This window comes from Motilimonas eburnea, assembly GCF_021295345.1.
Classification (GTDB): domain Bacteria; phylum Pseudomonadota; class Gammaproteobacteria; order Enterobacterales; family CBDFNC01; genus Motilimonas; species Motilimonas eburnea.
Window position 1 is genome coordinate 1 of record NZ_JAIMJB010000037.1, and the last position, 13,292, is coordinate 13,292.

Below are 13,292 nucleotides of genomic sequence, written 5' to 3' on the forward strand. Positions count from 1 at the left end.
GAAAATACAGTTAGTTCAATTTAATATATGATTTTCTAGGAAAAGGAAAAATAAGCTCATAAAACGCCCATAGTGCATAAATTATCAGCAATTAGACCTTACTAATAATGTTAGATCTCGCCCTGTCTGGAAAGCAAGGCCCCAAATATCTCAGGTAAAATAAAGGTTGGTCTACTAGGCAAAAAAGGCAATAATTAGTGATATTTTAATTAGTAGCATTCAATCTCTAAAGGTACAGGGCTCCTCGTCATTAACTGTTAAGAGGGTCAGCACCGCCATTGCGGTTAGCAAAGTAGTAAAAAAACACACATACCTCGTAGATATTAAAAATATCTTGCTAACCAGGAGTGACGCCCGACTTACAAGGAAGGAGCCGTAACAGGAATAAAATAATGGATTTAGAAAAACTCAGAGCGGGAAAAGTTGAATTGCGACTGGCAATTGTCAGCTGCAAACATAATTTTGTCAAGCTGGCCTTCTCCGCCATTTATTATCCAGTTTGTAAAGATCCACATATAAAACGCTCTGGTATAATTACCGTGTTAATTAGCGGACCTAAAAAGGAAGTTTGCGCCGAGCTGACAGCTGCAAACTGGTTACTAAGTAAAGAAAAAGTATTTAATGACAAAAAAAACGGTGAAAATTTGCAAATCATCGTTTCTCATAAAGAAACCTATATGACCGCTATTGGTCAGATAGCCAATCATTCTCCAGCACATCGTTATACCCAGGTGTTTAGAACGCGATTTGCTGGTTGCGAATGGTTACTTGAGACAAACAACACACCAATAATACAAGCAGAAAAGCCCATAAGAGTGGGGATCAATGCCGCTTATGAAGATTTATACAATGCTGTATTTTGCCCCAACATAAAATATCCATTGGTTATCTCAGAGCATGCCCTGCAACGATTTTGCATAAGAAACGATGGTGGTATACCCAAAAGGCCTTGGCTGGCAATGTTGCGCATGCTTAGCAAAAGCATAATGAAAGAGATTGAGTTGCCAGAAGAGACAAAACAACTTATATACAATAAACATAATCAGGAAACCATCATTCTCAATAATGGTAGTGCAATGCACTTTGTCTGCACTCCTGTATACAAACAAGACAAGATAAGATTTTTAATGATAGTGACTGTCTACCTAAGGGGTTATTTCGATTTAAAAGAGCGAATAGAAACGTTTGGCACGGTAAATCCAAAGTCATGGTTAAATAACTAATCATTATGAGTTACCGCACACAAAAACTCTAATGATTATAATCGGTTGACCGTGGATAATATATCGATGCGTCAATGCGAGAAACATTAACCGAACAAATAGTCACTCAACTGTTAAAAGAGACTCGATTTTGCCAGTTTCAATATTTAGATACTCCATCCTGCCTGAAAATGGGCAATTTTGTGTTCAAGGCAACTAACAAACCTTTACAAATTAGCGTATAAAATATCGATTAAAGCGACAAGGCAAGGAAGAAACTTGAAATGATAGTGAGCAAAATGCGATTAGCATCTGCCCACAGTGTTGCTAGCGTTTTGCTAGGTATATCTGTATGCCAATAAAAACCAAACAAGCCCCTACAATTATCAGGGTTGATACAATACCACTCATAATCACGCCCTCTACTAACAACTATTAATATTTTAGGAGCAGCTAACGGGATAACTCAGCAATTGCCAAATTTATCCCGTATTTTTAAAGTTTGACCGACTTTCTATCGGTCTTTTTTACGGCGCGCAACCTTCTCTAGGAAGGTTGCTGCCAGCCACACTATAACCCCTGATACGAAGACGAATATCGCCTCCGAAAGATTAACTGTGTCACCTTGCAGGATTCCTCCTACAACACCGGTTAGAATGAGACCTCTAGCTAAACTCTTCATTTCTGAAAAGATTGCAGATAAGTCTCTTGAGCCGATTTTTATACGACTCAACCAACTGGCTGGTTTTTTGACTGGTTTTTTACGCCCTTTTCTCATACTTGTACCTCCTTCTAATTTCATGAGAGATACAAGTCGCCATGCGAGATTGTATCCCGCATGGGTTAGGTTGAGTCCACCATTATTGGTGCAGGCATATACTCGACTCTTGATGCCCTAAAAGTTCCTAAGAACTTAATGAAACGCTATAGTAATAAACATATCAACTATTTGCAAATTCATTATATTTTGAATATTGTTCTAGCCTTAGTTAACTTTTGCTATGGTGAATGTCTAACACGGCAAGGCCCCTAACGATGCAGTCAAGGGAGAGCTCAACTTATTTTAGAGTGATTACCCTGAAAACAGGCAGAACATCAACCCCTTTAAGTGAAATATAGGTTGGTTTACTAAGCAAAAAAGCCCCCTTAGTGACGCTTTTATTAATAATGGCGATCGCCCTAAGGTATAGGCCTCCTCACCATCACTGATCAAGGTATGAGCATCGCCATTGCAGTTAACAAAGCAGCAGAAAAAACACACATACCTCGTAGATATCACAGGAATATCTTACCACCTAGAGTGCGATGGCTTAATAGATCCCAATAAGGGAGAACAGTTAAAGGAGTAACATTATGGGGCTAAAAGAACTAAGAGCAGGAAAAGTTGAGTTGCGACTGGCTATTATCGACAGCATAGATAATCTTGTAAAACTAGCTTTTTCCGTTACGTACTATCCGATTTGTAAAGAACCGCAAGTAAAGCGTTCGGGCATGATTACCGTTTTAATTAACAGCACTAAACAGGAAGTTTGCGCTGAGCTGGTAGCAACAAACTGGCTGCTAAGCAAAGAGAAAGTATTTGATGACAGAATGAACGGTAAAAACCTGCAAATCATCGTTTCTCATGAAGAAACCTATATGACCGCTATTGGCTTAGTAAACAAGCCCTCTCCAGCCCATCGTTACACACAAATATTTAAAACACGCTTTATCGGTTGCGAATGGCTGCTTGAGACAAGCAACACACCAATCATGCAAGCAGAAAGGCCAATAAGAGTGGGGATCAATGCCACCTATGCGGATTTGTACAATGTTGTATCTTGCCCCAACATCAAATATCCATTGGTTATCTCGGAGCATGCCCAACAGCGATTCTGTGCGAGAAATGATGGCGGTATACCAAAAAGGCCTTGGCAGGCAATGGCCCGTATGCTTAGCAAAAACATAATGAAAGAAATTGAATTGCCAGAAGAGGTAAAACAACTTCAATACGATAAACATAATCAGGAAACCATCATTCTAAATAATGGTAGTGCGATGCACTTTGTCTGCACACCTGTATATCAATACAACAAAATCAAATACTTAATGATAGTGACCGTCTACCTAAAGGGTAATTTCGATTTAAATGAGCGAATCGAAACGTTTGGCACGGTAAATCCAAAATCATGGTTAAATGGCAGCGCGACTAGATAGCTGGGAAATCTATATACTATCAATACTGACACTAGCCAGAGTTGAAATATTAGGTTCTTAGCAGCTCACCCTTAACAAGTAACTGAAACGATAAGTGAACTCTAGCTACGATCTGCCAATTGCTTTATTAAGAAAGCGCATTCCCGCTTTCACCAAGCTTATGTGAAACATTACCTGCGTTTATCCATATGCAACTCGACCCCAAAAAACAACGGCCCTTGACATTGCCATGTTGGCATACCTTTTAGATACAGCGACTTAGACAATGTCTAATGCATTTCTTATCATACAGTGTCTCAACTTGAGTTAATCTTTCGAACCATCCTTATTTTCAAAAATTGACTTTACTTGAACCAAGTAGATCCCACCAGCCCAAATAATCACTCCCGCAATGATAAACACTGGCACCATGCTAGAGTTTATCTGTTCGAAATCGTAAACACCCGCGACTATACCAACTAGGAATAATAGCATGCCCAATTGTCGACAACCGGCCGAGATCTCTGTCAATACTTCAATGCGTAGCTTGCGTTGATGTAGCCAAGAAAGGATTTTTTTCGTTGTACTCATTTTACTACCCTTAGATAAGGAGACAATACCCGTATTATTAAGCAGATTTGATTCCGCAGCGTTAGATAAAGTCCAATCAAGTTTATTCAGGCATCGACTCTTTAGGTCATATTAAACTTCAAATAAATTAGTGAGGGGCATAATAGCACTTCACGTTAGCTTTATAAAATGTTTATCATCAACAGTATTCAGTTATCTTGGTGATACCAGTGTGGTAGTCGGTCAGATGGATGACATACTAGTAGCCTTCCTCTGTAAGTGAAGCTTATAAGCTGCTCAGCTTGTTATAGCGTGATTACCCTGAAAAGCGGCCAGGGCAACAAATACCCTAAGTAAAATAAAGGTTGGTCTGCTAAGCAAAAAAAGCAATAATTAGTGATATTTAAGTTACTAGTGGCAATCCCCCTAAAGGATAGGACTAATCGCAAGCGACTGATAAGGGAATGAGCATCGCCATTGCGGTTAGCAAAAACAATAGGCAGAAATGCGCTTAACGTATAAATATCAAAGACACATCTTGCCGCCTAAGATGTAGACAATTAGCAGGTTCCACCAAAAGGAAAGCCGTGAAAGGAGTAGCATTGTGGGGTTAAAAAAAATTAGGACGGGACTGCTTGAGTTACGATTAATGATTCTCAGTAGCAAAAAAAATATAGTAAAGCTGGCCTTTTCTGCCATTTACTATCCTATTTGTGAAGACCCCCAAGTGCAGCGATCAGGCATAATTACCGTGTTAGTTAACGGCTCCCAAAAGGAAGCCATCGCCGAGCTGGTAGCCGCAAGCTGGCTACTAAGCAAAGAGAAAGTCTTTAATGAGAAAATGAATGGTGAAAATCTGCAAATAATTGTTTCACACAGAGAAACCTATATAAACGCAATAGGCCAGGTAGACACCCCCTCTCCAGTCCATCGTTACACGCGGATATTTAAAACACGCTTTATCGGTTGTGAATGGCTGCTTGATTCATGTGATAAGCCAATCATGCAAGCCAAAAGACCCATAAGAGTAGGTATCAATGCCGCCTATGAGGAATTGTACAATACCGTAACCTGCCCGAACATAGAATATCCATTGGTTATCTCGGAGCATGCCCTGCTACGCTTTTGCATAAGAAATAGTGGAGGTACCCCTAAGCGACCTTGGTTGGCAATGGCGCGCATGCTTGGTAAAAAAACAATGAAAGAAATTGAATTGCCGGAAGAGATAAAACAACTTCAATACAGTAAGCACAATGAGGAAACCATTATCCTCAATAATGGTGGTGCGATGTACTTTGTCTGCACCCCTACATGTCAGCAAGGCAAGATAAAATACTTAACTGTAGTGACCACCTATCTAAGGGGGAGTTTCGAGCTAAAGGAGCGAATTGAGACATATGGTTCGGTGAATCCCAAAGCATGGCTAACCAATTGAGCTAGGGATTGCTTGATACAAGAATACGCACTTCCACTGCGGTAATTATCGTCACCCTGCAGTTGAGAAATTATAAATGTGAAATGAGTGACACAGTACAGGCTTCACCAATTTTACAAGGGGCTGTCACCACAAAAGGCTAAAGCAGAGCATTTCAAAACTATAACGAGGTGGCCAATTCTAGTTGACCACTACTAGAAGGGAACACTCAAAGCCTTATTTACGTTTTGCTCGATACACTAATACCCCCATAAGGACAAGTAAAAATAAAACGAATATCAGCAATGGTACAATCGCGCTCACGTCGCTACCTCCAAGTATTACAATATATTTAAGACTAGCAGAAAGAATGATAATCCAGCAATCGCCGGATTATCATTTAAGTTAGAGAGAACCTTAATGGTTATCTCTTCTTTTTATTTCGATGAACAAACCTTTCGCTCACCTTTTTTTTAGATTTTTCTAGCTTAAGTGCTACCTGCCAGGTAATGATTGCGCCTAACCATAGCACTATCCCAGAAACAAGAATGATCCCAGCTTCGGTTGCGCTGATTCTATCAAACTCAACCAAACCACCGAGCAATCCTGCCCCGATGATAGCGAGAGCAATCTTCCTGACATCACCAGAGATTGCAATTAGGATTTCATTTTCCACTTCTAGAAATTTCAAGAGTTTTTTCATGGTTATAATTCCAACTTTTTAGGAGCGAAAATACAACCACGCTATGCGGGCTGTATTTGCCCACATGGGTTTTACGTTGAGTCCACCACTATTGGTGCAGGCATATAATCGACTCTTAATGCCCTAAAAGTTCCTAAGAACTTAATGAGTTGCTACATTAACAATTAAGTCAATTATTTGCAAATCAATTGTATTTAAAATATAACCACACATACGTTTGTATGTGATACAACTCTTTTGGCCATCGTTTTGGAGCCGACATAAAGCCTAGAAAGCTCCCAAAGTAAGGCTTTAGTGCGTGCTAAGCCTGACCATATCTTTCAACTTAACGATGGCAGTAAGGGCGTAGTTGAATATAAGTCCCGTTATGGCGAGGTCTATGACTCGGATGTAGCCCAAACGCTCGCAAGCGTTCTGGCGGCGCGTACCAGCCACAACATCAAGTGGGCGACTATTTATACAAAAAACTCAAAAAAAGATGTAAGCTTAGGTTCTGATGCGGAAATTTGGCAGAAAATCAAACATCTTCATGAGAATGTATTGATTGCCAAGTCGGGCAAGGTGATTAACCAGTACAACCCGAACCCGAAGAAATGCGCCAAGTGTGCAATGAAGCTGAATTGTCAGCGATGAGAGGATTTATGGATAATGAACTTTATTTTTCCGGTAAGGAAGCAAGACCACAGCTAGCACAAGGCGAGCGCTTTTTGCCTGAGTCTAAATTAAAGCAAGGTCTAATTTCGGCCATTAAATCTAGCTGGCACAAAACAACTTTACGCCACCCAAAAACAGCCCATGCCGCTGTGTGGACGCTAAAAACAACCGGCAGCATCATCGCTAAAACTTGCTCATTAACGGCCAAAGGCTTATTAAAAACAGCCAAGGTGATTAAACCGGCGCTACCCATTCTAGGCAAGGTTATCGTTTCACTGGCAACGGTAGTAGGTTGGTTTGCTTTGGCGCTATTGGGGGCATCTTTGGAAGAAGATAAAAGGGATGATTATTCTGTTGAAACAAAGGTTGATAAAAATATGGCTATCGACCCCAATAGCCCCAATCTATTGTAGTAACAAATAAGCCAGCTCAAGACTGGCTTATTTATTTACCTAAATCACTTCGCTCCCTTAGTTGCTGCTTTTTTTCCCACCGTTTTGGCAACACTAACTCCCTTGCCGCCAGTACCTCCAGCAGATTTGCCAACACTGCCACCAAAGTTAGAACTCATTACATTTGCCCCCTGAATCCCCACCAGACCGACAATCACAAACCATAACATTGGCATGTATTCGTAAGCGGCCACGGCGACATAATCAGACACAAAGGCAAATGTACTTGAGTCCATGTTCCATTTCGACATATCGCTTTGCATTGACTGTATCATTATGCGGTCAAACCACTCACCAACCGCAAAGATAACCGGTGTGAATTTCAGTGCGAAATAAAAGCCACTCAGCGTCAGTAGCGCTTTACCAGAAAAACCGCTCAGAGTGAGCAGGATTGGCAATGCAATAACGAATACGATAGTAATGATACTAAGAATAATTGGCTGTGCCGCCCTTAATCCAATAATGTGAACTCTGTTAGCGATTTCTCCCGCATAAGCTCCTGCCATCACTGCCATTTTACCTACTTTAGAATTAGCAATAGCCGATGAATCCCCCATCATTACACTCGCTATCGTTACTGTCTTATCCACAAAATAATTACTCACATCTCTCCCCACTTTGTTAATGTAGTTCCAACCACTGCCATCAATATCTACAGCGGTGTTTGCCACCACCTTTTCGATATATGCCTTATGAATAACATCCGTATTAGTTTGATCGACCTGTAAAACCTTTGCGTAGCCTTTTGTTTTATCATCCGTTATGCGATCCATTGCATAATCTCTAACACCTTTGAAGCCTGATAATGCCCCCGCCCCGCCGCCTTCATAAATATCTTTACAGGAAACTGTTCTATCCTCCGCGTCATTTATAAGGCCGCCCATCGCTGTTGCTATTGTGTATGTTGCCCCTTTTTTGTTCATCAAGGTGTCAGGTAAGGTCATTGATATTTCGGAGTATTTGTTTCTCATATACTGAGAGTCAAGTGAGAGGTATTCTAAAGTTTTGTCTCTGTCTCCATTAATAGAAGGGTGTGATGCCCTTACTCGTTTTCGAGCATCTGCTACACACGCTTTAATAAATGATTCAATAATATCCCGCTCGTTTTCGTCATTGACGATATCTTGAGAAGCTTCAACAGAAAAATTTCGCAAGTTCAGCTCACAAGGAAGTGAATTGATTACAGCGTTACCGCTAGCCACAGTTAATGATTGGACTAATGCCCACCACATCGGCATGGCTACCGGTTGACCGTTTAATCCAGCCTCGTTCAACGCAGTTGCTTGTACTATTTCGGATGTGGGAGGATTAATAGCTTTTAAGTCATCGTGAGCCCTTTGTATCCCGTTTCTGGTATCGCAGCCATAGGTATATGATTTGATTGCAGCGCCACCACCAGCGCCACCACCAGCGCCACCGCCAGCGCTCCCCCAGTTCACAGGTACAACAGCAAAAATATACACGAACATCATGATATACATCTTGTGTTCAATTTTTTTCAGTGCGACAATTGCTGGCGTCCCTTCATCTGAACCGCCAGCCCTTGCTTCAAGCCAGCTTTTTACAATCATGTAAACAAACGGCACATAGATAATGCCTACACTGGTCAACATATCAAAAACTTTACTGGCCACATCATAACCGACAACCACCGCATACATTTCTGATATGTCATTAACTGGTATGCTCATAACGCCCCCAAATAGCTAAACAAAAGCGTGGATAATTCTAAAAAAACAAAAACAGCCACCATCTTATTTCTAACTTTAATCATACTGGCCTTGTACTCAGCCATGTTGTCCTTTCCTTTAAGGAAGTGTTCCATCAACGGCTTAAAGAAGATAAAAAAACCGATACAACCAAGGTATTTGATTGCATTGAAAACAGTGACAGTATTGGCGTAACTTTTTTCATCCAAGTTGACAATGATTAAGTAGAAGATGCCGCCTGTGGCGGCGGCTAGAAGCATTGTTTTAATTGTGCTAGCAAGACCACCAAGCTTACTCATTGTAAAGCCCCTGACTCGTTGAAATTGACACACCTTTGGCATCACGAATACTTTGTCTTTCGAGTAGCAACATAGGCACGTTACTGGCTAACATTTTCCTAATTTCAATTTCATCACGCATCATCCGAATATGGCTATCAATCGCCTCTATTTGCTCTTTAACAGCTTCTTTAGCTGCCTCATTTGAATTTAAGTCGGGGTAATACATACCTGCATACAAAACTTTTCTGGCCATGCTCAACTTGTCAAACAACCTTAAGGTAGCCAGCTCTGCCGCCATGCGTTCTTTGAAAGCCTGCTGCGCACTAGCGGTTTCCTGCTGCAATGAGTAAATAACTTCGCGGGTTATCATGATGGTTGGTGGTTGCGAAATCTTCTGTAAATCCGCTTCGGTAACTGAATTGCTTTGACCAACAATCGTACTTTTAGCGAACACATCATTAATATCGTCCATTGCTTTTTTCGTTAAAGAAACAAGCTCAGGTGTTAGGCCAGCGCCCATTTCCGATGAAGAAGCGCAGCCTTCACACAGTGTCACTTTTTTTGTGCCAAAAGCTTTTCTTACAAAATTACTGACGTCAGATGGTGCGCTAAAGTCTCTTGGTATGTTGGTGATTGCTGGGTTTGAGGCTGTGATGTTCGTTGATCCACTAGCGCTGCCAACTTCTGAGCCAGCATCAGTAATGGGGTTTTGGTTATTATTGTTGCGACCAAGCAAAGTATTAAATCCGGCTATGGTGGCTTCAACCAAAGGCTCGTAGGCTGATTGATTTTCGCCACCTTTTCTATCGCCTGTGATGCTAGGGATGCCTGCGTTCTTAACTTTTTTCAATACTTCTTGTTTGGCTGCAAAAACATCGCTGTCAGTGTCACCAACGATGGGGGCTAGTGTCTTGTTGAATTCTTCGGAAAAATTCATCGCTGTGTAAGTGCTTTCTGGGATCATGTCTAACATCGCATTCTGCATTGACTCGCAACTACTCCCAAAAGCTTCTAAATCAAATTGAGCACTTTTACCGCCTTGCATCAGTGTTTCAAATAACTGAGGGTTGGCTCGTTGTAGTGCTGCACCTGCTAGACCTGAGACTGCACCGGTTGCATTATTGATTAACCCGTCAAGGGTTTTCTTGTAGTTACCGCTTCCCCCGAACGATTTGGTCACTGCTGCTTCAATATCAAACTTTCCACATTCCATGGTAGCGTTCCATTCCACACCTGCTTCCAATGTGGCCAAATTGATTGCTGCTGATGATGATTGGGCAATTGGTGAACCACCACCAATTTGATATTTGTAAGCCTCGTGCATGTTTTTGTCTGCGGCATGAGCTGCGGTTAAAGAAAAGGCACAAAAGGCGAGCATGGGATATATCTGTATTATCTTCATAGGAATTCCTTTTTGTTTATGATATTGCCATCAATAAAACCATAGGAGCATCATTTGCGCAGCCAAAAAGCTGGCGCAATAGAGCTATGAAGGGTTAGCTTTTTCATTGATACAAAAAAAAAGTCAAAGATAATGTTTTCTTTTCTATCAATAGGACTTAGAAATGAAAATCAAACTGCTCCCCCTTTGTATATCCAGCGTATTAGCAGCAACATCCCTATCCACTTCCGCTGCGGAATTAACTAAAGCGACAATGACTCTCGATGAGTTCTATGCGCTCCAAATTAACAACAATGACAGTAAGGCGAGTGGTGCAGCTACAGATGCAGGTCTCATTGGTACTGGGTGGCATTTATCTTCTGGTAAGCTGACAAAGCCCGTTCTCACGCCTGATACGTTGCTTTTAGACTCAACTGGTTTTAGAAATTCTGGAAAGCACAACGGCGAACTCAATCATCAAATAAACGCAATGAGCGCTCAAGGCGGGTTTCTTACCGTGGCGGGTGTTCACGCTATTTTTGGTGTCACATATGATGTGGCAGGGGATAAAACTAATTTTGACAAGATCATTCGCACTGAGATTGAAGGTGACATTGCATACAAAGCGTTCTTACTACCCAATAACCTCGTTCTAAGTCTCGAAATAAATTCACCTGATTATAAGGATGGTAATTTAGACATTCTCGACTGGCCGCTACAGGTAGATGAAATTAAAGCAGCAAACCCAAACAAAGTCATTTTTAGCTCTAAAAATATTGATGAACGAGTTAACTCAGTGTGCCGCCTCTATAATGCCGCCACAGGGCAGTCAAAAACCATCAAAGGCCATTCTTGCGCCCCGATTATAAAACCATTAACCACTGAAATTATCACAATTGGTACTGAGTTAGATAACCCACTTGTATCTTCTCAGATGGATATTGGCGGTGATGTGGTAACGCCAAATGCCCTCACGGTGGATATTCATAGCGTGACAATGGGTACAACAGATAAGATCAGCGGTAAGCTGCTATCTGAAATTATTCCTGAAATGGATAAGCTTAACCCTATCAATCAACATGCCACATTAAAGAGTGACAATGCAGGCGGGGTTTACCTTGTTGCCTCTGGTTTTAGCGATGTGGACGAAAAAAACCTTGTTACATTTGTTTATAAAACAACCGATGGGATTAGCTGGGATGATGTGACGCCAACTTTTTATGATTCAATTGTTAAAACGATGAAAGATGCGAATTGGCTAAGTGACGAGCTATATAACCCGTTATCTAGTCGCAAAGAGCTGCCGTATTCATCAGGCCAAAACACCTATGATTTCATCGTAAACCCTGACAATGGCAATGCCATTGTTTTTAATGCCATTGGCAATAAAGATATGTTTTATCTGGTGAACAAAGATGTAAAACCATATCTCGAAATGCAAAACTCGAATCATTCTGCCGCTGAAACAGATATGTTAATGCGCAACCCTAAAGTATTTAGCGTTGATGGTGGTGCAACGTGGCAATATGAGACTGATTTCTATGGTGTGCTGGCAACTGAAAGCGGCTATGTTAATGTGCAAGATGGTTATTTCTTACCTTACTCTGACAATCTAAGAGCGACTTCAGGCTTTGCCTTCGCCCCTTACGGCTCTACACCTACAAAATGGTATAACTTTGAAGGTATCGGCTCATTTGAACTGATGGCCTATGATAGCGTAAATAACATCATCTTCACTGGCGCAAGACCGTACAAGCTAGACTCAGGCGAATCAGGAAATGCTATTCATGCTATCCCAAGAACAATGCTAGAAGAATACTTTACTTGGCCTTTAGCTGAAACAATAGAACCAACACCGGAAGCGACACCCGAACCAACAGTTGCGCCTAGCTCCGAGCCAAAAGAAACCGATGATGAAGTGAAAAAAAGTGGTGGAGGCGGCGGTTCTCTTGGCTTCATTAGCTTGCTTGCACTTGGTTTGCTTGGACTAAGCAGAAGAAAATAAGCTGTATTAATTGACTGCTCCCCTCCCTAAAGGAAGGGGATTCTTAGTTCGCCCGAATTAAATCGAGTCAATACGCCTTCACTAGACTGGATTGCTCCAATCCCCGATCCAGTCGCTCCCTAAGCTAACCCTGCCAGCCCGACAGTTTTTAGGTTCATTGCTGCGTTAATATCGCGGTCGTGGTGTGTATTGCACTCTGGACACGTCCAGTCACGGATATTCAACGGCATTGATTCATGTACGAACCCACAACAACTACAACGCTTTGAGCTAGGGTAAAAGCGGTCTATCTCTGCGATAGTGCGTCCAGCCCATTCAGCTTTGTACTTCAATTGACGGACGAACTCACCCCACGAAGCGTCAGCGATATGCTTTGCCAGTTTTGGATTGCGGATCATATTTTTCACAGCTAGAGATTCGACACAAACAACTTGGTTTTCGTTTATGAGTTTGCGAGACAACTTGTGCAAATTATCTAATCGACTATCAGCAATTTTTGCATGTAGACGGGCTACTTTCTGGCGTACCTTGTCACGGTTCTTACTGCCTTTCTTTTTCTTGGCTAGTTTACGTTGTAGGTATGCCAGTTTGTTTTCGTAGCGTTTAGTGTGGCGAGGATTTGCATATTCCCATGGATGCCGATCACCCAATAACATTGATGGCGATCACCTGATAACACTCAAGCCGATCACCAAATAACATCGAAGCCGATCACTTTTGCTTCGAAATGTTATTCAGCGATCGGC

The 13,292-nt window shown here is 41.6% G+C and carries 13 protein-coding genes; 6 read left to right on the plus strand and 7 right to left on the minus strand.

Annotated features, from left to right (window positions below):
* Window positions 1–392 precede the first annotated feature (392 nt).
* Window positions 393–1,223: a hypothetical protein gene (locus K6Y21_RS20700; RefSeq protein ID WP_233073842.1), complete on the plus strand. Its 831-nt coding sequence runs from the start codon at window positions 393–395 to the stop codon at window positions 1,221–1,223.
* Window positions 1,224–1,716: 493 nt separating this feature from the next.
* Here K6Y21_RS20700 and K6Y21_RS20705 read toward each other — a convergent pair whose 3' ends face one another.
* Window positions 1,717–1,980: a hypothetical protein gene (locus tag K6Y21_RS20705; RefSeq protein WP_233073843.1), complete on the minus strand. Its 264-nt coding sequence runs from the start codon at window positions 1,978–1,980 to the stop codon at window positions 1,717–1,719.
* A gap of 575 nt (window positions 1,981–2,555) precedes the next feature.
* On the opposite strand from K6Y21_RS20705, the gene K6Y21_RS20710 reads away from it, so the two are divergent.
* Complete coding sequence (locus K6Y21_RS20710; RefSeq protein WP_233073844.1) at window positions 2,556–3,398, plus strand: hypothetical protein; 843 nt, start codon at window positions 2,556–2,558, stop codon at window positions 3,396–3,398.
* Window positions 3,399–3,704: 306 nt separating this feature from the next.
* Here the strand turns inward: K6Y21_RS20710 and K6Y21_RS20715 are convergent, their stop codons facing one another.
* The gene (locus K6Y21_RS20715) at window positions 3,705–3,968 is read right to left on the minus strand and encodes a hypothetical protein (protein ID WP_233073845.1); all 264 of its coding nucleotides are present in this window, start codon (window positions 3,966–3,968) and stop codon (window positions 3,705–3,707) included.
* Window positions 3,969–4,551: 583 nt separating this feature from the next.
* Between K6Y21_RS20715 and K6Y21_RS20720 the strand changes: the two genes are divergently transcribed.
* A complete protein-coding gene (locus tag K6Y21_RS20720; RefSeq protein ID WP_233073846.1) occupies window positions 4,552–5,382 on the plus strand; it encodes a hypothetical protein in 831 nt (276 codons plus the stop codon).
* Between the two features lie 403 nt (window positions 5,383–5,785).
* On the opposite strand, the gene K6Y21_RS20725 is transcribed toward K6Y21_RS20720, so the two are convergent.
* Complete coding sequence (locus tag K6Y21_RS20725) at window positions 5,786–6,064, minus strand: hypothetical protein (protein WP_233073848.1); 279 nt, start codon at window positions 6,062–6,064, stop codon at window positions 5,786–5,788.
* 294 nt (window positions 6,065–6,358) lie between these two features.
* Between K6Y21_RS20725 and K6Y21_RS20730 the strand changes: the two genes are divergently transcribed.
* Both K6Y21_RS20730 and K6Y21_RS20735 read left to right on the plus strand, forming a co-directional pair.
* Window positions 6,359–6,697: a PD-(D/E)XK nuclease family protein gene (locus K6Y21_RS20730; RefSeq protein ID WP_233073849.1), complete on the plus strand. Its 339-nt coding sequence runs from the start codon at window positions 6,359–6,361 to the stop codon at window positions 6,695–6,697.
* Window positions 6,698–6,705: 8 nt separating this feature from the next.
* The gene (locus K6Y21_RS20735; protein ID WP_233073851.1) at window positions 6,706–7,131 is read left to right on the plus strand and encodes a hypothetical protein; all 426 of its coding nucleotides are present in this window, start codon (window positions 6,706–6,708) and stop codon (window positions 7,129–7,131) included.
* A gap of 44 nt (window positions 7,132–7,175) precedes the next feature.
* Here the strand turns inward: K6Y21_RS20735 and K6Y21_RS20740 are convergent, their stop codons facing one another.
* The 3 genes from K6Y21_RS20740 to K6Y21_RS20750 are packed head-to-tail and all read right to left on the minus strand — an operon-like array spanning window position 7,176 to window position 10,562.
* Window positions 7,176–8,861, minus strand: a complete 1,686-nt coding sequence (locus tag K6Y21_RS20740) for a conjugal transfer protein TraG N-terminal domain-containing protein (protein WP_233073852.1) — start codon at window positions 8,859–8,861, stop codon at window positions 7,176–7,178.
* Window positions 8,858–9,178, minus strand: a complete 321-nt coding sequence (locus tag K6Y21_RS20745) for a hypothetical protein (RefSeq protein WP_233073853.1) — start codon at window positions 9,176–9,178, stop codon at window positions 8,858–8,860. The genes K6Y21_RS20740 and K6Y21_RS20745 overlap by 4 nt, the downstream gene beginning before the upstream one ends.
* On the minus strand, window positions 9,171–10,562 hold the full coding sequence (locus K6Y21_RS20750) for a hypothetical protein (protein WP_233073854.1): 1,392 nt from the start codon (window positions 10,560–10,562) through the stop codon (window positions 9,171–9,173). Before K6Y21_RS20750 ends, K6Y21_RS20745 begins: the two co-directional genes overlap by 8 nt.
* Before the next feature lie 163 nt (window positions 10,563–10,725).
* Here K6Y21_RS20750 and K6Y21_RS20755 point away from each other — a divergent pair, with 163 nt between their 5' ends.
* Window positions 10,726–12,546, plus strand: a complete 1,821-nt coding sequence (locus K6Y21_RS20755) for a GlyGly-CTERM sorting domain-containing protein (protein WP_233073855.1) — start codon at window positions 10,726–10,728, stop codon at window positions 12,544–12,546.
* Window positions 12,547–12,665: 119 nt separating this feature from the next.
* Here K6Y21_RS20755 and K6Y21_RS20760 read toward each other — a convergent pair whose 3' ends face one another.
* Entirely contained in the window at window positions 12,666–13,202 is a 537-nt protein-coding gene (locus K6Y21_RS20760; protein WP_233073856.1) for a transposase, read from the minus strand.
* Window positions 13,203–13,292 lie beyond the last annotated feature (90 nt).

Bases quoted from the DNA above. Each gene is read 5' to 3' on its own strand.
- K6Y21_RS20715 (WP_233073845.1), bottom strand. From the start codon at position 3,968: ATGAGTACAACGAAAAAAATCCTTTCTTGGCTACATCAACGCAAGCTA.
- K6Y21_RS20725 (WP_233073848.1), bottom strand. From the start codon at position 6,064: ATGAAAAAACTCTTGAAATTTCTAGAAGTGGAAAATGAAATCCTAATT.
- K6Y21_RS20705 (WP_233073843.1), bottom strand. From the start codon at position 1,980: ATGAGAAAAGGGCGTAAAAAACCAGTCAAAAAACCAGCCAGTTGGTTG.
- K6Y21_RS20710 (WP_233073844.1), top strand. From the start codon at position 2,556: ATGGGGCTAAAAGAACTAAGAGCAGGAAAAGTTGAGTTGCGACTGGCT.
- K6Y21_RS20745 (WP_233073853.1), bottom strand. From the start codon at position 9,178: ATGAGTAAGCTTGGTGGTCTTGCTAGCACAATTAAAACAATGCTTCTA.
- K6Y21_RS20700 (WP_233073842.1), top strand. From the start codon at position 393: ATGGATTTAGAAAAACTCAGAGCGGGAAAAGTTGAATTGCGACTGGCA.
- K6Y21_RS20750 (WP_233073854.1), bottom strand. From the start codon at position 10,562: ATGAAGATAATACAGATATATCCCATGCTCGCCTTTTGTGCCTTTTCT.
- K6Y21_RS20735 (WP_233073851.1), top strand. From the start codon at position 6,706: ATGGATAATGAACTTTATTTTTCCGGTAAGGAAGCAAGACCACAGCTA.
- K6Y21_RS20740 (WP_233073852.1), bottom strand. From the start codon at position 8,861: ATGAGCATACCAGTTAATGACATATCAGAAATGTATGCGGTGGTTGTC.
- K6Y21_RS20760 (WP_233073856.1), bottom strand. From the start codon at position 13,202: ATGTTATTGGGTGATCGGCATCCATGGGAATATGCAAATCCTCGCCAC.
- K6Y21_RS20755 (WP_233073855.1), top strand. From the start codon at position 10,726: ATGAAAATCAAACTGCTCCCCCTTTGTATATCCAGCGTATTAGCAGCA.